Source organism: Pararhizobium qamdonense (assembly GCF_029277445.1).
GTDB lineage: Bacteria > Pseudomonadota > Alphaproteobacteria > Rhizobiales > Rhizobiaceae > Pararhizobium > Pararhizobium qamdonense.
The window spans coordinates 458,087-477,445 of the sequence record NZ_CP119567.1 but is presented as its reverse complement, the minus strand read 5'-3'; the positions used below and the strand labels follow the sequence as shown (position 1 = coordinate 477,445).

Genomic DNA, 19,359 nt, shown 5'->3' with positions numbered 1-19,359 from the left:
CCATGAGTCACTCTGCCACTGCCGCAGCCATTCTCCCAACGCCCCTGCTGCCGGGCGACACCGGATGGGTTCCGGCAAAACCGGCTGTTGCGGCGCATGTCATCCGTGACGATGCCGAGGCACTTGCCGTCGCAGCACAGCTCAAGCCACTGTTTGCGGCCGAGGCGGTCGAGCGGGACCGCGAGCGGCGGTTGCCTTTTGCCGAGGTCGATCTGTTTTCGCAAAGCGGGCTTTGGGGCATCACCATTCCCAAGGCATATGGCGGCGCGGGCGTATCCCAGATCACACTTGCCAAGGTCTTTGCGACGCTGGCATCCGGCGATCCCTCCTTGACCCAGATCGCCCAGAACAGCTTCGAAATCATCGATGTCATCCGGTTGACCGGAAGCGAGGCGCAGAAACGCGATCTTTTCGGCAAGGTGCTGGCCGGGCAGCGGCTCGGCAATGCGTTTTCGGAATTCAAGGGCAAGAATGTCGAGGCCTTCGAGACGACCTTGAAGGCGCATGGCGACGGCTATACCGTCCAAGGCCAGAAATTCTATTCGACCGGGGCGCTGTTTGCCCATCTGGTCCCCATCGTCGCGCTTGATGAGGACGGGCATGTGGTGGTCGCCGTCGCCGACCGCGATGCACCCGGCCTCACGGTTGTCAACGACTGGTCCGCCTTTGGGCAGCGGACGACTGCGAGCGGCACGGTCATTCTCGACAATGTCCTCGTCGATGCCGCGCGTGTCCTGCCGGCGCATATCGTTTATGAACATCCAAGCGCTGTCGGACCGCAGAGCCAGCTGATCCACGCGGCCATCGATGCGGGCATCGCCAGAGGCGCTATCGAAGCGACCATAGACCTCGTTCGCAACCATGCCCGTCCATGGATCGATAGCGGCCAAGCGCGCGCCTCGGACGATCCCTATACGATCGCGGCGATCGGCGATCTGAAGATCAAGCTGCATGCCTCCGAGGCCCTGTTGGAGCGCGCCGGTCTGCAACTCGATGCCACGATCGCTGATGTCAACGAGGAAACGATCGGGCTGGCCAAGATCGCGGTTGCCGAAGCCAAGGTGCTGAGCACGGATATTGCGCTGCTTGCCTCATCCAAGCTGTTCGAACTTGCCGGAACGCGCTCGACGCTGGGCGTGCACAATCTCGACCGTTTCTGGCGCGACGCGCGCACGCACACGCTGCACGATCCCGTGCGCTGGAAACTGCACGCGATCGGCCAGTTCTATCTCAACGACATCCAGCCGCCGCTGCATTCCTGGATTTAGAGCCTCGTACGGAGCGGGCGGGTCGGAATTTTGCTCAAAGGTTTTCTTTCAGCAGAACTTCGATTTCTTCAGTTTCATGCGTGAGACGACATGTCCATCCAGAGCGCCCTGGACGGAGCTATCAACAGAAGCCGTTCAGCTTCAGGATCTTGTGCGCCTCGATGGAGGCGCGAAGTTCGTCTTCCGAGGTCCGGTTTCCCTGATTGGCATCGGGATGATGCATTTTCAGCCGTTCCTTGTAGCGGGTCTTGATCTCCTCGGCTGTCGCATCGTGTGAAAGACCGAGTGTTTCGAATGCCTTGGCTTCGAGAACCTTGAGCTTGCGCACCTGGAGATTGGCCTTTTGCGCCTGGCGCTGCGCTGCATTTTTGCGCGCGTTCAATGCTTTTGCCGATCCGGAGCGGACCGTGGACGGGATCGGGATTTCGCTCGCCTGGTTGACGCTGGTCCCCCATGTCGGGCGCCCGCCCGTGGTCGCTTCCCGCTGGTAGCGTGCGATGTCGGCGTCAGACAGGCCGGTGGCGAAATTATATCCCTTGTTGTATTCCTTCACGTGCTCAAGACAGAACAGCAGATACAGGCCTTCCGCATCCCGCCCGACCGGCGCACGATGCGTGCCTTTCTTGTCGCAGCCGTCCCATTGGCATTTCGGGCCGGTGGGCTCGCTCTCGGGCGCCTGCTTTTTACGCGTGGATTTCAGGCCAACGAATATTTTCGAATCAAGTGTCATGGGACCTTTATGGAGGCAGAGGCCTCTTCTCGGCAAGAATGGATACGCTGGAAGAGACGCTTTAGCGAGAGCCGCCCTAACTTTCAAGCTTCAGGGACGCTTGGAAATCTGCAGAGGTACGCACTGCAACCATGGGGGAATGTCCCCCACGTGTTTCAAGCCAGCTTCGGCTCCATACCCCCGTCGAGGCTGCCGATAAGCGCCGAACTTGCCTGATTGAGACCGGCGACTTCAACGGCAATATCATGCAGCTTGAACCGCTGCACCACCTTGTCGAGTGCGGCGACGGCGGTGATGTCCCAGAAATACGCGTCCGACACATCGATCAAAACCGTCATCCTCTCCGCTTCCTGAATATCAAAAGCCTCGATGAAAATATCGGCGGACGCGAAGAAGACCTGGCCGGACACGCGGTAGCTGATACGGCGAGCCTGCGCATCGATCCCGGTTTCGACGCGCAACAACCGGGCAACCTTGAACGTGAAGAAGACGCCGCTCAGGAGCACGCCGACCGTGACGCCTAGTGCCAGGTTGGAACTGAACACCGTGACGATGACGGTCGCCACCATCACGGCGCTCGACATCTTCGGGTGAACAACCACCGAGCGCAGCGACGACCAGTTGAACGTGTCGATCGACACCATCACCATGATGGCCACCAGTGCAGCGACGGGAACCTGCGAAACCCATGGCTTCAGCAGCACCATCAGGATCAGCAGGAACGCGCCCGCAAACAGGGTGGAGAGACGGCCGCGTCCGCCATATTTGACGTTGCTGACCGTCTGGCCGATCATTCCGCACCCGGCAATCCCGCCAAACAGGCTGGCTGCGGAATTGGCGATGCCAAGACCGGTGCATTCCCTGTTCTTCGAACTTGTGGTCGCCGTCAGGTCATCGACGACGCTGGCCGTCATCATGGATTCGAGCAGGCCGACCATGGCGATGGCAAGGGCAGGTCCGGCGATGATGGTGAGTGTTTCCCAGGTCAGAGGCACTTGCGGCCAGCCGAAAACCGGCAGCGTATCCGGCAGCTTCCCAAGGTCCGCCACGGTCATAACCGGAAGGTCCAGCGTGATCGACGCAACCGTCAGAACAAGGATGCAGATCAGCGGCGAGGGGATGACCGTGGTGATCCTTGGCACAAGATAGATCACGGCCAGACCGGCAGCCAGCATCGCATAGGAAATCCAGTCGCCACCGATAATATGCGGAAGCTGAGCCGCAAAGATCAGGATGGCCAGGGCATTGACGAAGCCGGTCCGCACGGAATTTGACACGAACCGCATGAGCACGCCAAGCCGCAACACCCCGAAGAGGATCTGGATCATGCCCGCCAGAAGACCGGCTGCAAACAGATAGTGCAGCCCGTGCACATGCACCAGCGGCGCCGCAACAAGCGCGACCGACCCTGCCGCCGCAGAAATCATCGCTGGCCGCCCGCCGGTAAAGGCGATGACGATACCGATGACAAAGGACGCAAACAAACCAACCTGCGGATCGACCCCCGCCACAAAGGAAAAGGCAATGACTTCCGGGATCAGCGCAAAGGTCGCAACAGCGCCTGCAAGCATGTCGCGTAAGGGATTGGCGGACCAATCCCGGCGGATGGAGGATAATTGCATGGGATACAGTCTCGCAAAGCATGACCGGCGCGCTTTTCGAAAGCGGCTCTCAAATCGGCATGCAGGTTTTGCGTTGTCTGGCGGATCGGCGGCCAGAAGAGCCACCCGGAATTCCACCGGGTCCGTGGTGATTGCAGGACTTATAAACCGGATTTTTGCGGCGATGCAATGCTCAAATATTCCGGGGGGATCATGGAGGCGCGGCCTATTGAAACTGCCGCCACCATTTGTGGCATGTTGCACTTCACCCTTGAACCCACCCGGCTACACGCTCTGTGGCGGCAGGATTGAAATGTCCGTTTGTGTGCAAAGTTAAAATGTCACTTTGGGCGCATCTGCATCCGTTTAGAAATGCGACGCTCGGTATGTCCAGGTGTGCTGAGGCAAGCCCCCGACCGGACCGGCTGGGCCGGGTTGCAAGGGAAGGGCGGGGGCGGGTGAGACGCTGCCCTTCGGCTTTAGCTTTAAGACGATCCGATCGGTCATTCACTCGGCAGCTTGCTGCCGCAACAGGGCCTTCTCACGTCGCGCAATGACTGCCGGATCGTTCATGGAATCCGTGCGTCTTCCGGGTTTGCGACCTGTCGGCTTGTAGCCGTTCTTGTCGCTATTTGTCTTCACGGCCGGCGTTACCTTCTGGTCCTGGCGCTCTTTGACATAGGCCAGCACTTCGCCGAGCCGCTTGTTCTCGGTAATTGCCGCATGCGTTACCCGTTGGTCCTTGTCGAACACCGTATAGGGTAGGGAATGTCCCTTCCAGCGCACATCGAGCCGCCCATCCGCATAGGCATAGGTCTCGACGTAGCGGCCCACCAGCCCACACGTCATCTCGGTCTCCTCCAGCATGATCCGCTTGCGTTCAAACGAAAACGTCAGCTGCGATCCGACATAACGCTGCTCGCGCTTGCACAGGATCTTGGCCAATCGATCCGGCACCAGATTCAGCGGCCGGTGCAAATCATCGGGTCGGGCAGGGACGATTGCAAAACGCGCGTTGTAGTTCTCCATGAAGCCCGGCAAGAACGCATTGCCAGCCTCCATGCTGTCGATGCCGGAAAGCCGCAACTCCTTGACCAGACGGTCCTGCAGCGTCCGGTTCATGCGCTCGACACGACCCTTGGCCTGGCTGGAATTTGCGCAGAGAATCTCGATGTTTAGCTCACACAGCGCACGCCCGAACTGGGTCATGCCCTGGCCGCCCTTGGCATCCTTCTTCGCCACCCGGAATACCGAATGCTTGTCGGAATAAAAAGCAATCGGCGCACCGTGATCCTGCAGATAGAGCTCCAGTGCCTCGAAATAGGTAAAGGCACTTTCCGAGCGCACAAAGCGCAACTGCATCAACCTGCCGGTCGCATCATCGACGAACACCAGCAGCGAGCACGGCGGTCCGCGATCCTCAAACCAGCGATGCGCCGACCCGTCGATCTGCACCAGCTCGCCATAGGCTTCACGCCGCCGCCGCGGCTGATGGAACGTCCGCCGCTGCTTGCGCGACAGCCACAGTCCGGCCTCAGACATCCAGCCGCGCAGCGTCTCGCGCGACACATGCAAACCATCCCGCTCGGCAAGCTTCTCCGCCGCCAAGGTCGGTCCGAAATCCGCATAGCGTTCGCGAACCAGCGTCATCGCATAATCCCGGACACCGTCGCTGATCCGGTTGTTCGACGGCCGGCCGATCGCCTTGTGCCGGATCGACGCCGCACCACCAGTGCGCATACGCTCCAGCAGCCGGCGGATCTGGCGCTCGCTCAGATCAAGCACATGTGCCGCCGATACCAACGTCATCCGGCCGGCAACAACCTTCGACAAAACCTCGATCCGCTGCAGATCGCGCTCGCTCATCGCTATCAATCCCATCTGCTCGTCTCCGCGTTATCAAACGCGGGGAGTGTGACACTCTAACTTTGCAGAAACAGGACACTTCAACTTTGCGGCTACACGCTCAAATCACGTAATCAGCATTATGGAACTAAAGAGAGCGCCTGGACCGTGCTTACGCCGATTTTTTGGCCTATCATCAATAGTTTATCAGACACTGTCATTCGCTGCTGCGGTGAGTAGATACCACCGTCACTCCCAACAGATGGTTAGGTTACCCCGGTCAAACCTAACCGATCTACCCATCTATCTGTCGAACTACACGTTTAGGGCGAAGATACCGTTGGTGTTGGTCTGCCTGCATCCAAATCCAAGCATTGTCCGTCGATGTCACTCACGACTATCTTCAAGCCAACCAAAGCAAAGGTTGGAAAAACGTCCACGACCTCAACTGAAAATTGAGCATCGTAAATCGCAGCGTCGATGGCGTTTGACCGCCATCGAATTGTTCACCTGTCCAAGGTTTCAAGCCCGATAAAAATCGGTCCCGTTCTTCTTCCTCAAACGCGCCCGGTACAAAAAGCCGTAGTTTCCTCTCGGCTACATTGGCCAATTTATCGCGCTCTTTCCATGCGCTACGCGATAAACTCGCACCCTGCCTCTTTCAGCGCCTGATCGACCCATTCCCGGGCGAGCGTGCCGGCTTCTGTTTCGGCCATCTGCTTCGTTTCAGCCTCATGTTTCTTGATGGTGCCTTTCAGGATGTCCGGCGCATCGGCCTTCGGGACACACACGACGCCATCGAAATCGCCCAGGATGAGGTCGCCTGGTTCGATGACAGTGCCGTTGATCGCGATCGGCAGGCCGATTTCTCCCGGTCCCGTCCGATAAGGACCACGATGGGTCACGCCGACCGCAAAGATGGGAACGTTACGTTCCAGAAATGCCTCGGCGTCGCGGATCGCGCCGTTGAGTACGAAGCCGGCCACACCGCGGCGGATGGCGTGGGCCAGCATCAGCTCGCCCATCAGGGAATTGGCCATGTCCGCAGCCGCATCGACGACGATCACGTCGCCCGGCTGCGCCATGTCGATCGCCTTGTGCAGCATCAGGTTGTCGCCCGGACGGGTCCGCACCGTCAGCGCCGGACCGGCGAGATTGCCCGACCGATGCATCGGCCGCATTCCGGTGCCGAGCGCGCAGATACGCGACATGGAATCGCTGACATTGGCCACGGGGAGGCTGCGAAAGGATTCGACAAGCGCCGGCTCGATGCGATCCCAGTTCAGTTTGACGCGAAATCCGTAAGTCATGGATACCTCAGGCAGAGAGTTCGGTTGGATGGGCGATCGAGTGTTCGTCCGGCGCATTGCCGTCAAGAACGCTAATGATGTGCCGCGCGGCGATCACGGCCATCGATTCGGCCGAGCCATAGGTCACGCCGCCGATATGCGGGGTCGCGATCAGCGTGTTCAAAGTCCAAAGCGGGCTATCGACGGCGGGCGGCTCGGTGGCGAAACTGTCCAAAGCTGCCCCCGCAACTGTTCCGGCGGCCAGCGCCCCGGCAAGTGCCGCCTCGTTGATGATCCCGCCCCGGGCCGTGTTGACGAGCACCGCGCTTTTCTTCATCAGGTCAAGACGGCGCGCGTCGATGAGGTCGCGTGTTGCCGCCGTCAGCGGGCAATGAATGCTGAGAATATCGAGCGAGGGCAGCATGGCGTCGATGTCCGTTGCGGACACGAAGCCATCGGCCTCGGCCGCCCCCGGCGCGAAGGGATCGTGAACGACCACCTCCATGCCCAGCGCCTCCGCCATGCGGGCTGTCTCGCGGCCGATCCCACCATAGCCGATCAGGCCAATCGTCGCGCCGAGGAAATCCTTGCCGGTGAAGGTCGGTTTCGGCCATTCGCCGGCCTTGACCGCCTTGTCGAGCGGCAGCACTTCTTTGATGAGGCTCAACGCCAGCGCGATCGTGTGTTCCGCCACAGCGCGGGAGTTCGAACCCATCGCCCTCAACACAGGAATGCCAAGTTTCGCCGCCGCCGCGATATCGACATTGTCGATACCGACGCCATGCTTGGCGATCACTTTCAGATTGGCCGATGCAGCAATAACCTCCTGCGTGATGCGGCCTTGGCGCACCATCATTCCGTCGATCCCGAGGTCGGCGGCGCGTTTGGCGACCACGCCGGACGGATCGTAGGGCGGTGAGAAGAACACATCGACATCGTGCTCGTTCAGCAGCCGGATCGCTTTTTCAGCGATCTTGTTATGGGTGACGAGGATTCGCCGGCCACGCTGGCCGTGCTGCACCCCCTGGATCACGTCATGGGTCATGAGATAGCCCATCCTTTCTCAACTCTGGCAAGAAGATTTGCTGCTCGCATCACGATTGGCGCATCGACGAATTTGCCGTCGAGCATGAAAGCGCCGCGCCCGGCTGCGGCCTCTGTCTCGTTGGCCGCGACGACCTTTCGGGCCCAGGCGATCTCTTCCGGCGTGGGGGAAAAACATTCGTTGAGGATCGGCACGACCGAGGGATGGATACAGGTCGCGCCATCGAAGCCGAAATCACGCGCTTCAATCGCCGCTGCCCGAAGCGCATCCTTGTCGGCAAAATCGACCGTCGTCCGCAGCATGCCGAAGGACAGGATACCGGCCTCCTTGGCTGCGTAATGGATCATCAGCTTGGGATAGCGCAGAACCTCCGGCATCGGCTTGGCGTTCATCGCGGTCGCGAGGTCTTCTCCGCCGGATGTCAGTCCCGTCACACGCGGCCCATGGGCGATGGCCCGCACCTCAAACAGGCCTTTCATGTCCTCGATCAAGGGCACGAAGGCGATCGGGCTACGGCCTTGCTCATGTGGGACAAGGCTTTCAGCAAGCCGGACGAGACTGTCCACGCTGTTGACCTTGGGGATGTAAAGCGCGTCGGCACCGGCAAGCGCCGCCGCAATGGAATCGTCGATGATCCGGTCCGACTGATTGACCCGAACGAAAACCTGACAGCCGATGCGTTTGATCTCCGGCACCCACTTTGCCAGGCCTTCACGCGCTCCGGTCTTGGCGCCTTCCGGCACTGCGTCCTCCAGATCGATGATCACGACATCGGCTTTGCGCGTACCGGCCTTTTCCAGAAACCGGGGCGCGTTGCCGGGAACATAGAGAAGCGAGGCGATCATTCGTCACCTTCCAGATCACCCGGCGTCAGCCCGATTTCCTCGAGGATGGCGTCCGTCTGCTCGCCGACGTCAGGTGCCGGATGACGAAAGACGCCGGGCGTCGCGGAGAAGCGCGGGAAGATATTGTGCTGGGGAATGCTGCCAAGATCGGCATCCTCGACTTCCACGACGATGCCTCGTTCGGCGAAATGCTTGTCGGTGCTGATGTCGGCAATGTCATAGACCGGACCGACGGTCGCACCGGCCGCACGCATAGCCGCCAGGGCATCGTCGCGGCTGCGGGTCACGAACCACGCTCCCAGCGCCTCGTCCACCAGTTCCCTGTGTCTGACACGCTCCATATTGGTGGAGAAACGCGGATCGTCTTTCATCTCGGGGCGTCCGACAATGTCGAAAATCCGCATCGCAATCACCTGCGTGGACCCGGACAAGGCCACGTATTTGCCATCGCTGCACAGGTAGACGTTGCGCGGCGATACCGTGTTGGAACCGGATCCTGATCTTTGCTTGACCTTGCCTGTGACACGATAGATGGAGGCTTCCGGCCCGAGCGAAGCAAAGATCGGCTCCAGCAACGAAAGGTCGATGACCTGCCCGTTCGCGTCCCCACGTTCACGGGCAAAAAGCGCCATCATCACCGCATTGGCCCCGGTCAGGCCGGAGATCATGTCCGCCAGCGCCAACGGAGGAAGAACCGGCTCGCGATCCGGGAAACCGGTCCGTGAGGCAAAGCCGCTCATCGCTTCGACCAGCGTGCCAAATCCCGGAAACTTGGCATAGGGTCCCGTCTGGCCGAAGCCAGAGATCCGAACGATGATCAGCGACGGATTGAGTTCCAGCAGGCTTTTCGGCGAAAGGCCCATTTCCTCCAGCGTGCCCGGCCGAAAATTCTCGATGAAGACATCGGCCTTCCCGATCAGCTTCTTGAGGGCGTCCAGCGCTTTTGGCTGGCGCAGGTTGAGCGCAATCGAGCGCTTGTTGCGACCGTAGGTCTTCCAGTGCAGCGAGTGCCCTTTGTCGCGCCATTCACGAAGAGCGTCGCCCTGCGGCGGCTCTACCTTGATGACGTCGGCACCGAAATCGCCGAGCTGCAGCGACAGCATGTTGCCGGCAACGACACGGCTGAGATCGACGACGCGGATGCCGTGCAGCGGTCCTTTGCGTGTGGCATCGAAACGGACTGTTTTGTCAGGCTCTGCCATGAAGACCTCACTTTGCGCCGGGCTTGTCGGGGAAGACGGCGCAATGCTCCTTGGGAACACGCACAAGAATGCTGTCTTCCTTCAATTCCGCCGGTGTCTGGATGCGGAATTCGATTGGACCGGATCGCACCGCATATTGCCAGACGGAGCCAAGATAGGTCCGCTGCTCGATCGACACCCGCATCGTGTTCGGGCCTGTTTCGCTGGCAAGCTCTATCTTTTCCGGACGAATGGCGACGACCACCGCGCCGTTTGCACCGGCCGGCGCGGGCGGCGTGGCGATTTCGCTGCCATCGACCAGGCGAATACGGGCTGTATCCGCTCCGCTTTCGATCATGGTGCCATCGAAGAAATTCGACGATCCGATGAAGTCGGCGACGAAGCTGTCGGCGGGACGCTCGTAAATCTCGCGAGGCGTGCCGAGCTGGCGCATACGGCCCATGCTCATCACTGCGATCCGGTCCGAAACGGCAAGCGCTTCCGCCTGATCGTGGGTGACGTAGATCGTGGTGACCTTCAGCCGCTCCTGCAGTTCGCGCAGCCAGACGCGGGCGCGTTCGCGCAGTTTGGCGTCGAGGTTGGAGAGCGGCTCGTCGAGAAGCAGCAGCGGCGGGCGATAGACGAGCGCGCGGGCCAGCGCCACGCGCTGCTGCTGGCCACCGGACAGTTCAAACGGATAGCGATCCGCATAGGGCAGCATTTCCACGAGGCCGAGCGCTTCCTTGATGCGCTCGTCACGTTCAGCCCGGCCGATCTTGCGCAGCGTCAGCGGGAAAGCGAGATTTTCCGCGACCGTCTTGTGCGGCCAGAGCGCATAGGACTGGAAGACCAGACCGATATTGCGCTTTTCCGGCGGCACGGTGTTGTTCGGGTTACCGTCGAACAGCACCCGTTCGCCGACACGGATCGTGCCCGATGTCGCGTGGTTGAGACCCGCGACTGCAAACAGCGACGTCGACTTGCCGCAACCCGATGGCCCCAGCAGCGTCAGGAACTCGCCCGACGCGACGTGGATGTTGAGATTATCGACGGCCGTGACGGCGCCGTACTTGATGGTGAGGTTCTGTAGGACGAGATCAGCCATAGATTTTGGCTCCCATGACGCGGCGTGCGATAAGAACGAACGCGGCGGTAATGACGACTTGGATGGTTGCAAGGGCGGAGACCGGGCCGTTGTCGCCCTGGGCGACAAGCTGCAGCATGGTGGTGCCGATGATTTCGGACCCCGGCTGGTAGAGGAAGGCTGCCGTCACGTATTCCTTGAAAAAGTGGATGAACAGCAGCGCGTAACAGCTGAAGAGCGCAGGCTTGAGGATCGGCACGATGATGCGGGTCACCGTTGTCCACCAGTCGGCACCGGAAATGCGCGCACCGCGGTCGAGTTCCTCACCGACTTGAGCGAGAGCCGGGGCGATGGCGCCGAAGCCGACCGGGATGTAGCGGATCATGAAGGCGAGGATCAGCACCGCGATCGTCCCACGGATGACGTCTGCTCCGGGCAGCCAGATAACGGCATAAAAGAAGCCCAGACCTGCGATGATGCCGGGCAAAGCGCGCGGGAAGAGTGCGATATATTCCAGAGCGCGGTTGTGCTTGAAATCCGAACGACGTGCGACGAGCGCGATGACGAGGATGAAAAACGTGCCGATCGCAGCGCCGATTGTCGCAACCATGACAGAGTTGACGATGGAGCGCACATAGTTCGCCGATCCGAGGACATGCTCGAAATTGGCGGTCGTCAGCACTTTCCAGAAGGGAATGAGCGGCGTCAGGAAACTGACCGCCGAGCGCATGAAGATGCCGCCGAAGATCGAGATGATCGTCAGGAAGGCAAAGGCGAAGACGAAGAGAAAGGCCGGCCAGCGCCAGGCGCCGAGATCGAGCGTCGAGGGACGGCTGGCCTTGCCGCGCACGGTGACGAAACGGCCGGCCCCCTTCATCAGGAACCCCTGCAACCAGACCAGGAACGCAACCACGATCAAAAGGATCACGGCGGCGGCACCGACGATACCGTATTCCGGGCGCACGGCGGCATTGATGCCTGCATTGTAGAGAAAGGTCGTGACCGTCTGAATGCCGGAGGGGCCGCCGAACAGAAGCGGAATTGCCAGCATCTCGATGCCGACGACGAAATTGAGGACGGCCGAATAGATGATCGCGGGACGGATCATCGGAATGGTGACCGAGAACAACGCCCGGAACGGGCCGGCACCGGTGGAACGGGCGGCATCCTCCAGCAACGGATCGGCTTTGGTTACGGCGGCAAGGCACATGAGATAGGTGAGCGGCGCCTGGCTGAGGCCGGCGACGATGCCCATTCCAGTCACGGTGTAAAGGTTCCAGGGCGCGCCGCCGAGATAGGTTTTGGCCGCCAGCGTCATAAAGCCGGATGGGCCGTACATGGTGAACCAGCCGAAGGCGATGACGAGATTCGAGACGAAGAGCGGCCAGATGAAGATTTCGCCGAGCCACTTGCGGCCCGGAAGATTGGTGCGCCCGACGAGAACCGCCATGACCGCCCCAAACACCTGGGCGATAAGCATCGTCAGCGCCCCGAAATACAACGTGTTGACGAAGACGCCGGCCATGCCCGGTTCGCTGAACAGGCGGGTGAAATTGCCAAGCGTCATGACTGCGGTATCGTCGTAGAGCGGCTTGTCGAGGAAGGCCTGGAAGACAATCGGAGTGATCGGACCGAATACGAGGATCGTCGTCAGCGCCGCAACGCCCCAGTAGATCGCACGCGATCGGTCCATCCCCCGTCCGGCCGTGCCGGGGTGGCTGATATCCGTCATCGAATTTTCCTGTCAGGGTTGGTAGAAGGGCCGACGGGAAGCCGGCCCCTTGGCTCGGCTTACTTGCCGGCGATTGCCGCGTTCCACTTCTCGACGAAGGGACCCGCTTCGGTGATCAGGCGCTGGTCGAAACCGGCAGTGATGATGTTGTCCTTTCCGACGATTTCGCTGATCTTCTGGAAAGTATAACGAACCTGGTCTTCCGGCACGTCTTCACGATAAGGAACGAGACCACCCTTGCCGACCAGCGTCTGGCCTTCCTGGCTGAGCGCGTAGTCGATGAACAGCTTGGCCGAGTTCGGGTTGGCTGCGCCCTTCGGAATGCCCATGCCGCGCAACATCATGATGGTGCCGTCATCAGGGAAGGCGAAACCGAGGATTTCGCCGCCTGGCTGCTCCAGACGCGGGAAGATGGTGATGCCGGAAACGGCAATGCCCATCAGGTATTCACCGGTGGCGATCTTTTCGTTCATTGGACCGCCGGACGTTTCGCCACGGATCATGGGACCGATCTTGCGAAGGTCGCTCCAGCCTTGATCGCCCTTCTTGTCCATGTAGCTCCACCAGGCGCTGAGACCGAAGCTGTTGCGCGCGGCATCATAGGTCGTAATTTTGCCCGTGAAAGTGTCGGGGTCTGCCGTCGCAGCAGCAACCAGCGAGGCAAAGCCCTTTGGCCGCTGCGTATCCGGGAGAAGCGCCGCATTATAGGTGATGACCAGCGGGTCTGTCGAAAGGACGTTGACGCCAGGATAAGGATAGGCGAATTCCGGCAGCTGTGCGATTTCCGGGCTCTTGTAATCCTCCATCAAGCCGTCTTTGCCATAGGCGGCCCAGCGGTCGTTTGCACCTGAGACAAGCACATCGGCAGTGCGGGACTTCGATCCCTTTTCGGCCTCCCAGCGCGAATGAACGGTGCCCGAACCCAGGTCGATGGTCTCGACCTTCACCCAGGGGTATTTGGCGCTGAACCCCTTGAGGATCGGCTGCCAGTTGTTGTCGGCCATATTGGAATAGATCATCAGGCCGGATTCGGCGCGAGACCCTTCGATGATCTTGGAATAGTCGGCGGGATAGCCTGCCGGCACCTCTTGCGCCTGAGCGAAACCGGCAATGCCAGCAAACAGCCCGGCCATGACCGAAAGCGTTGTTAATTTCATTGTTACCTCCCTTTGGATAAGCGACGACCACGCCGCGCCAGCTCCTCGCTGACGGCGACTGCGGCTTCCCGGACCACTTGACTGATGCGGTCGGAATTCGAGACGAACCGCGCCTGCGGACCGGATATGTTGAATGCGGCGACAACTTTGCCGTCAGCGCCGATAATCGGAGCGGCCGCACCCGCCGCACCTTCGACAATCCCCATGGGATTGAGATAAAACCCCGAACTCAAGGCACTTGCGATGGCTTCCTGAAGCTTGGAATGTTCCTGCGCGGTGAGCGATGCCAGAACCGCGTAGCGATCGATTTCCGCCTTGCTTGCGCGCGATAGCAAAACGATGCCGCTCGCGACCTTGTGCGCCGGGCGCGTTGGAACGATATCCCGGTCGTACAATATTTCGCGCTTCGGCAAGACTTTGTTGAGGTAGCGGATCGACTGGTCTTCGAGAACGGCGATGAAGCCGCTTTCTCCGGTCTGCTGCACAGCCTCGAGAAGATAAGGCGATACCAGTGCAATAAGCGCGCCGTAGTTTCGGCCGTCCGCCGAAATCTCGCCTGGCAGACGGCGCAACTCGTATTCGCCATTGTCCAGACGCTGGATATAGCCGCGCTCTGTCAGAGACTGAAGCATCTGAAGCGCGCTTGACTTGGGCATCACCAATGCCGCCGCAATCTCAGACAGTCCGGCAGGCGCAGTCGTGGCTGCAAACCATTCAATCATATCAAGAACGCGCTCCACACCACGGCCACTCAACAGAATCTCTCCCAAAACAGTTCATTATAATGAATGCGTTCGTAATAATGAACATGACGTCTGTTGTCAACCCATTTGGCTAATGTCGAATTTCGCGGAGTTCATTGATGCCGCTAAACGGACCATTCTTCGCAAGGTTAGGAACGGTCCGGCGAGTGATGCCTTCATTGCTTTCTGACCACCGATCCGAACGCCGTGCGTGGTCAAGCCATCCATGAAAGGCGAGACCCGCTCTGCTGCTAACGCTGGAAGAAAAGGACATCTGGATGCAGGCGCCCAAGGATGAAGGCTCTACCTCGTCCCCGCCAGACGAAGCGCTGAAGGGCACTCCGATTTCGGCGCATTGCGGAGGCCGCCGCGATGTGCAGCGGGCGGCAACGGGGTCGGTTCTGTTTGCCTTCGAAGCTTCGGTTCGACGCCATATTATGGAAAATGCCCGCTTCCGCGGCCTTAAAGGCATTATCGCCAAGCGGGACAGCGCCTACAGTTACGGCCGACATCTTGCGAGCCAGAGATCCGCCGATTTCAATGTCAGGAGATGATCCCAAGACAGGGTATCGAGTGATGGGCTATCGGGCAGCACGGCCGCATCGCAACGGTTGGTCACTCGTCTTGTTTGGAGATGCCAGACCCGGTTTAAACTTTGGTTTGAGGCGGCCAACTAATGACCGGCTTTCTCCAACTTACCATAGGGACCTAATCCGTCCGAACGGCGCCAATTACGAAACTTGGAGCAAGTCGTATTGTATACCGTCGATGTCGACCCATTGCCCGACGCGCGCGATCGTCTGGTGTCACAGCAGCTTATCAAGCGTGATCGGCAGGTCGCGGATGCGCTTGCCCGTCGCGTTGTAGATCGCATTCGCCACGGCGGCAGCGACACCGGTAATGCCGATCTCGCCGACGCCGTGCGCTCCCATCGGCGTGTGGGGATCGGCGATGTCGGTCCAGATTATATCGATTTCGGGGACGTCCATGTGCACCGGCACGTGATACTCGGCTAAGCTAGGGTTCATAATCCGGCCATTGCGCTCATCGAACTGCGTCTCCTCCATCAGCGCCAGCCCGAGCCCCATGATGATGCCACCACGGAACTGGCTGCGCGCAGTCTTTGGGTTGAGGATCCGGCCGCAATCATAGGATCCCAGGATGCGGCTGACGCGCGTCTCTGCGGTAACCGAATTGACGCGAACCTCGCAAAAGACCGCGCCATGGGAATGCATCGACCAGTGCATCGATTCCAGTGGCTGCGACGCCTTTTCCTCAACAGTGATGCTATCGCACTGCGCGCGGTCGAGGATCGAGGCATAGCCTTCCCTGCGTGTGGGTTCGTCCAGCTTGGCCAGGCCTCCATCCTCACTGCCAACCTCTTCGAGTGCCAGACCCGCAAGCGGCGAATCGTTGCCTGCAAGCTTCAACAATTTGGCAACCAAGGCATTATGCGCCGCAATCACCGCACCTCCGATCGCTGCGGTCTGTTGCGATCCACCTGCCAGAATGGCGCCGGGAATATTCGAATCGCCGTAGCGGACCTCGATCGCGTCCATCGGCAGGCCAAGACGCTCTGCCGCAACCATGGCCGTGGTGGTGGACGTTCCCATTCCCATTTCGTGCGCGGCGACCTCAATGATCGCGCCAACACCATCCGGTCCGTCCCGGTGAAGTGTGATCCGTGCAGCAGCCCCTGGCATGCGGTTATACGGATAGGTCGCCGTCGCGCAGCCCATGCCGACCATCCACTCTCCGTCGCGCCGGGTGGCGGGCGTCTTGCTCCGCTGGTCCCACCCGAACCGCTCAGCGCCTGACCGCCATGCCTCGACGATATGGCGCGCGGAAAAAGGCAAGCCCGAGGTCGGGTCTTTCTCGGGTTCGTTGTGGATGCGTAGTTCGACCGGATCGATCTGCAACGCGGCTGCCAACTCGTCGATTGCCGATTCCAGCGCAAATGTCCCGACCGATTCGCCCGGCGCGCGCATGAAGGTGTTGGCGAGCATGTTCATGGTGACGGTCTCGACCGACAGCTTGAAACTATCCGCCGCATAGCCCGAGCGCGTTCCCATGATGAAAGCTTCGGGCATGTTGTTGTGCGGGCTTACAGCTGAAATACCGGTGTGGATCATCGCCTGGAAATGACCGTCTGCGGTCGCTCCGATCGCAACACGCTGTTCGGTTAGCGTGCGGCCACCCACACCGCGATATACTCCCTCACGCGTCAGCGCAATGCGAACCGGGCGTCCCGAAACCTTTGCGGCGGCAGCACCGAGGATCTGATGGTCCCACAGGCATTTACCGCCAAAACCGCCACCGACATAGGGGGACGTCACGCGGACTTGCTCCGGCTTGAAATCGAATACGCCTGCAATTGTTGCGGCCTCCATTGTGACGAGCTGGCTGGCATCGTGAATGACCAGTTCGCCGTCAACCCATGCTATGCTCGCGCCATGCAACTCGATCGCATTGTGATTGTGCCTCGGTGTTGTGTAGATGTGATCGACCTTGTGCGCGGCCGCCGTCAACATCGCCTCTGCATCGCCAATTTCGGTCAGCAATGGCTCGCCCATGAACAGCGCTGGTTGTGCGCCTGCAGCTTTGGCTTTTGAAAGCGAGGTGGTCGATGGTTCAATAGCATAGGTCGCGACGATCAAGGATTTGGCGTGATCCGCCTGCTCCTGAGTTTCAGCAAGCACAACCGCGATGGGCTGCCCGTTCCAATGGATACGATCATCCTGCATGATCGGTAAATCGGCGGGGCCGGCCGCGCTCGGCGACGTTCCAAAAACTGCGGGCGCGTTCATTCTTGGCGCGTTTTTGTGCGTCATCACGGCCACGACACCGGTCGCCGCCTCCGCGGCAGATGTGTCGAGCGTCGCAATCCGTCCGCGCGGGATCGTTGCATAGGCAAGTGCAGCATAGGCCATGTTCTCAAGCGAAAATTCGGCGGCGAACGACGCTGCGCCCTTCACCTTCAACATGCCGTCGAGACGCGAGACCGGCTTGCCGATTAACCCATGCTGGCGGCGTATCAAAGGATCGGGAACGCCGCCCGGAATCCAGCTGTCGGGCGCCAGTGGCACCAGTTTTGCCATCGCTCCCTGCACTGCGGCCTGGGCCGCGCCCTTGACGGTATCGACGATGCTCATGCTGTTGCTCCTGTAAGATCGCCGAGGACGGCCACGAGGGTGCGGTTGACAAGTTCGATCTTGAAGCCGTTATCGCGGAGTGGCTTGGCATCGCTCAGTTCGGCACTCGCCGCATCCTGAAGAATTTTTTCCGTCAGAGGGCTGCCAAGCAGCACGGCTTCAGCCTTTGACGCACGCCACGGCTTGTGTGCGACGCCACCCAGCGCGATGCGCACATCTTTGATGTGGCCATCCTCCATTTCAAGCAGGGCAGCGACTGACACCAGCGCAAAGGCATAGCTTGCCCTGTCGCGAACCTTGCGATAGCTCGAACGAACTTCGGAGGGCAAAGCAGGCAATTCGACGGCGGTGATAAGTTCGCCGGGCTTGAGTGCCGTATCGAATTCCGGATGATCGCCCGGCAGCCTGTGCAATTCGGCAAAGGGGAGTGTCCGTACGCCGTCCGTACTTTGGAGATGGACGGTCGCATCCAGCGCTGTGAGCGCAACACACATGTCAGATGGGTGTGTCGCAACGCATGCGGAGGATGCGCCGAAAATCGCATGAATTCGGTTGAACCCCTCAATTGCATCGCACCCCGAACCCGGCATCCGTTTGTTGCAGCTTGAACCGTCGGTGTCGTAGAAGTAGGTGCATCGCGTCCGCTGGAGCAGGTTGCCGCCAACCGTCGCCATATTCCTGATCTGCGCCGAAGCGCCCGCCAGAATTGCGCGTGAGAGCACCGGGTAACGGCTTCGCACCATGTCATGCTCGGCTAATGCGGTGTTGCGAACCGCGCTGCCGATCATCAGGCCTCCGCTTTCTGTTTCCTGGATCGCCGCTGAGAGGCTCGTTACGTCAATCAGGTTGTCGGGGCGCGCTATCGTCTCACGCATCAAATCGACGAGATTGGTGCCGCCCCCCAGGTAGGCAGTTGTACTTCCCTGCCCCAGTCGCACCGCTTCCGCAGCGTCAGCCGTACGCACATATTCGAACGGGTTCATGCCACCATCTCCGCAGCGACCGTATCGCGGATTGCATCGATGATCCCATTATGCGCGCCGCAGCGACAGAGGTTGCCACTCATGCGCTCCTGCAGTTCCTCACGCGTCAGAACCACGTCGGCGCGCAGATCGGCGCTGACATGACTTGGAACGCCGCGCCTTGCCTCTGCAGCCATTCCGATTGCCGAACAGATCTGTCCAGGTGTACAATAGCCGCATTGGAAGCCGTCATGGTCGATAAAGGCCTGTTGCAACGGATGCAGGCCATCAGGGGCCGCAAGTCCTTCCACCGTCGTGACCGCGCGTCCGTCATACTGGATGGCCAGCGCCAGGCAGGACAAAATCCGTTCCCCCTCAACCAGCACCGTACAGGCCCCGCATGCGCCTTGGTTACAACCCTTTTTGGTGCCGGTGAGGTGCAGTTCCTCACGCAGAAAATCCAGAAGCGATATGCGTGCATCGCGCGGTAGTTCGGTAGGCGACCCGTTAATCATTATCGACATGTGATGGCCTCGTGATTGCACAGCGTATTTTTATCAGTCCGACACAGCAAAACACGCAGCTTCAATGATGGTTCCGCGAAACATCAACGGTGTATGAAAATGCAATACCTGATCCTGCTTGCCAGATCCTCCATCACAAGATGCTTGGTGCATTCGCTCATTTTCCAGCCGAAACCCCCAGGTTGTTTTGTAGAGATTGGA

The 19,359-nt window shown here is 60.0% G+C and carries 16 protein-coding genes and 1 other annotated feature; of the genes, 2 read left to right on the top strand and 14 right to left on the bottom strand.

Features of this window, described 5'->3' with window-relative positions; translation table 11 throughout:
- Positions 1-2 precede the first annotated feature (2 nt).
- Complete coding sequence (locus PYR65_RS23470; RefSeq protein WP_276121154.1) at positions 3-1,268, top strand: SfnB family sulfur acquisition oxidoreductase; 1,266 nt, start codon at positions 3-5, stop codon at positions 1,266-1,268.
- Positions 1,269-1,389: 121 nt separating this feature from the next.
- Here PYR65_RS23470 and PYR65_RS23465 read toward each other — a convergent pair whose 3' ends face one another.
- The 11 genes from PYR65_RS23465 to PYR65_RS23415 all read right to left on the bottom strand — a co-directional run bounded on the left by PYR65_RS23465 (position 1,390) and on the right by PYR65_RS23415 (position 14,499).
- Positions 1,390-1,998, bottom strand: coding sequence for a J domain-containing protein (locus PYR65_RS23465; protein WP_276121153.1), 609 nt, complete (start codon positions 1,996-1,998; stop codon positions 1,390-1,392).
- A gap of 155 nt (positions 1,999-2,153) precedes the next feature.
- Positions 2,154-3,620 (bottom strand): SulP family inorganic anion transporter, encoded by a 1,467-nt coding sequence (locus PYR65_RS23460; RefSeq protein ID WP_276121152.1) that lies wholly within the window; start codon positions 3,618-3,620, stop codon positions 2,154-2,156.
- 71 nt (positions 3,621-3,691) lie between these two features.
- Positions 3,692-3,747 (bottom strand) — a sequence feature (sul1 is cis-regulatory element that is thought to sense ions involved in sulfur or methionine metabolism; They are found in Alphaproteobacteria).
- 359 nt (positions 3,748-4,106) lie between these two features.
- Complete coding sequence (locus PYR65_RS23455; protein WP_276121151.1) at positions 4,107-5,480, bottom strand: ISNCY family transposase; 1,374 nt, start codon at positions 5,478-5,480, stop codon at positions 4,107-4,109.
- Positions 5,481-6,076: 596 nt separating this feature from the next.
- Positions 6,077-6,754: an RraA family protein gene (locus tag PYR65_RS23450; protein ID WP_276121150.1), complete on the bottom strand. Its 678-nt coding sequence runs from the start codon at positions 6,752-6,754 to the stop codon at positions 6,077-6,079.
- Between the two features lie 7 nt (positions 6,755-6,761).
- Entirely contained in the window at positions 6,762-7,778 is a 1,017-nt protein-coding gene (locus PYR65_RS23445) for a hydroxyacid dehydrogenase (protein ID WP_276121149.1), read from the bottom strand.
- Complete coding sequence (locus tag PYR65_RS23440; RefSeq protein ID WP_276121148.1) at positions 7,775-8,623, bottom strand: HpcH/HpaI aldolase/citrate lyase family protein; 849 nt, start codon at positions 8,621-8,623, stop codon at positions 7,775-7,777. Before PYR65_RS23440 ends, PYR65_RS23445 begins: the two co-directional genes overlap by 4 nt.
- Positions 8,620-9,825 (bottom strand): CaiB/BaiF CoA transferase family protein, encoded by a 1,206-nt coding sequence (locus PYR65_RS23435; RefSeq protein WP_276121147.1) that lies wholly within the window; start codon positions 9,823-9,825, stop codon positions 8,620-8,622. Before PYR65_RS23435 ends, PYR65_RS23440 begins: the two co-directional genes overlap by 4 nt.
- A 7-nt stretch (positions 9,826-9,832) precedes the next feature.
- Positions 9,833-10,909 carry an ABC transporter ATP-binding protein gene (locus PYR65_RS23430; protein WP_276121146.1) on the bottom strand — a complete coding sequence of 359 codons (1,077 nt, stop codon included), beginning with the start codon at positions 10,907-10,909 and terminating at the stop codon, positions 9,833-9,835.
- Positions 10,902-12,620, bottom strand: a complete 1,719-nt coding sequence (locus PYR65_RS23425; protein ID WP_060639158.1) for an ABC transporter permease — start codon at positions 12,618-12,620, stop codon at positions 10,902-10,904. The genes PYR65_RS23430 and PYR65_RS23425 overlap by 8 nt, the downstream gene beginning before the upstream one ends.
- A 59-nt stretch (positions 12,621-12,679) precedes the next feature.
- A complete protein-coding gene (locus tag PYR65_RS23420) occupies positions 12,680-13,777 on the bottom strand; it encodes an ABC transporter substrate-binding protein (protein WP_276121145.1) in 1,098 nt (365 codons plus the stop codon).
- A 2-nt stretch (positions 13,778-13,779) separates the two neighbouring features.
- The gene (locus PYR65_RS23415) at positions 13,780-14,499 is read right to left on the bottom strand and encodes an IclR family transcriptional regulator domain-containing protein (protein WP_276121144.1); all 720 of its coding nucleotides are present in this window, start codon (positions 14,497-14,499) and stop codon (positions 13,780-13,782) included.
- 299 nt (positions 14,500-14,798) lie between these two features.
- On the opposite strand from PYR65_RS23415, the gene PYR65_RS23410 reads away from it, so the two are divergent.
- Entirely contained in the window at positions 14,799-15,074 is a 276-nt protein-coding gene (locus PYR65_RS23410) for a hypothetical protein (RefSeq protein ID WP_276121143.1), read from the top strand.
- Positions 15,075-15,326: 252 nt separating this feature from the next.
- Here PYR65_RS23410 and PYR65_RS23405 read toward each other — a convergent pair whose 3' ends face one another.
- The 3 genes from PYR65_RS23405 to PYR65_RS23395 are packed head-to-tail and all read right to left on the bottom strand — an operon-like array spanning position 15,327 to position 19,158.
- Complete coding sequence (locus PYR65_RS23405) at positions 15,327-17,672, bottom strand: xanthine dehydrogenase family protein molybdopterin-binding subunit (RefSeq protein WP_276121142.1); 2,346 nt, start codon at positions 17,670-17,672, stop codon at positions 15,327-15,329.
- Positions 17,669-18,655 carry an FAD binding domain-containing protein gene (locus tag PYR65_RS23400; protein WP_276121141.1) on the bottom strand — a complete coding sequence of 329 codons (987 nt, stop codon included), beginning with the start codon at positions 18,653-18,655 and terminating at the stop codon, positions 17,669-17,671. Before PYR65_RS23400 ends, PYR65_RS23405 begins: the two co-directional genes overlap by 4 nt.
- Positions 18,652-19,158, bottom strand: coding sequence for a 2Fe-2S iron-sulfur cluster-binding protein (locus PYR65_RS23395; RefSeq protein WP_276121140.1), 507 nt, complete (start codon positions 19,156-19,158; stop codon positions 18,652-18,654). Before PYR65_RS23395 ends, PYR65_RS23400 begins: the two co-directional genes overlap by 4 nt.
- Between the last annotated feature and the right edge of the window lie 201 nt (positions 19,159-19,359).

Coding starts and splice junctions, on each gene's coding strand:
- PYR65_RS23470 (WP_276121154.1), top strand. CDS start 3: ATGAGTCACTCTGCCACTGCCGCAGCCATTCTCCCAACGCCCCTGCTG.
- PYR65_RS23465 (WP_276121153.1), bottom strand. CDS start 1,998: ATGACACTTGATTCGAAAATATTCGTTGGCCTGAAATCCACGCGTAAA.
- PYR65_RS23460 (WP_276121152.1), bottom strand. CDS start 3,620: ATGCAATTATCCTCCATCCGCCGGGATTGGTCCGCCAATCCCTTACGC.
- PYR65_RS23455 (WP_276121151.1), bottom strand. CDS start 5,480: ATGGGATTGATAGCGATGAGCGAGCGCGATCTGCAGCGGATCGAGGTT.
- PYR65_RS23450 (WP_276121150.1), bottom strand. CDS start 6,754: ATGACTTACGGATTTCGCGTCAAACTGAACTGGGATCGCATCGAGCCG.
- PYR65_RS23445 (WP_276121149.1), bottom strand. CDS start 7,778: ATGACCCATGACGTGATCCAGGGGGTGCAGCACGGCCAGCGTGGCCGG.
- PYR65_RS23440 (WP_276121148.1), bottom strand. CDS start 8,623: ATGATCGCCTCGCTTCTCTATGTTCCCGGCAACGCGCCCCGGTTTCTG.
- PYR65_RS23435 (WP_276121147.1), bottom strand. CDS start 9,825: ATGGCAGAGCCTGACAAAACAGTCCGTTTCGATGCCACACGCAAAGGA.
- PYR65_RS23430 (WP_276121146.1), bottom strand. CDS start 10,909: ATGGCTGATCTCGTCCTACAGAACCTCACCATCAAGTACGGCGCCGTC.
- PYR65_RS23425 (WP_060639158.1), bottom strand. CDS start 12,620: ATGACGGATATCAGCCACCCCGGCACGGCCGGACGGGGGATGGACCGA.
- PYR65_RS23420 (WP_276121145.1), bottom strand. CDS start 13,777: ATGAAATTAACAACGCTTTCGGTCATGGCCGGGCTGTTTGCTGGCATT.
- PYR65_RS23415 (WP_276121144.1), bottom strand. CDS start 14,499: ATGATTGAATGGTTTGCAGCCACGACTGCGCCTGCCGGACTGTCTGAG.
- PYR65_RS23410 (WP_276121143.1), top strand. CDS start 14,799: ATGCAGGCGCCCAAGGATGAAGGCTCTACCTCGTCCCCGCCAGACGAA.
- PYR65_RS23405 (WP_276121142.1), bottom strand. CDS start 17,672: ATGAGCATCGTCGATACCGTCAAGGGCGCGGCCCAGGCCGCAGTGCAG.
- PYR65_RS23400 (WP_276121141.1), bottom strand. CDS start 18,655: ATGAACCCGTTCGAATATGTGCGTACGGCTGACGCTGCGGAAGCGGTG.
- PYR65_RS23395 (WP_276121140.1), bottom strand. CDS start 19,158: ATGTCGATAATGATTAACGGGTCGCCTACCGAACTACCGCGCGATGCA.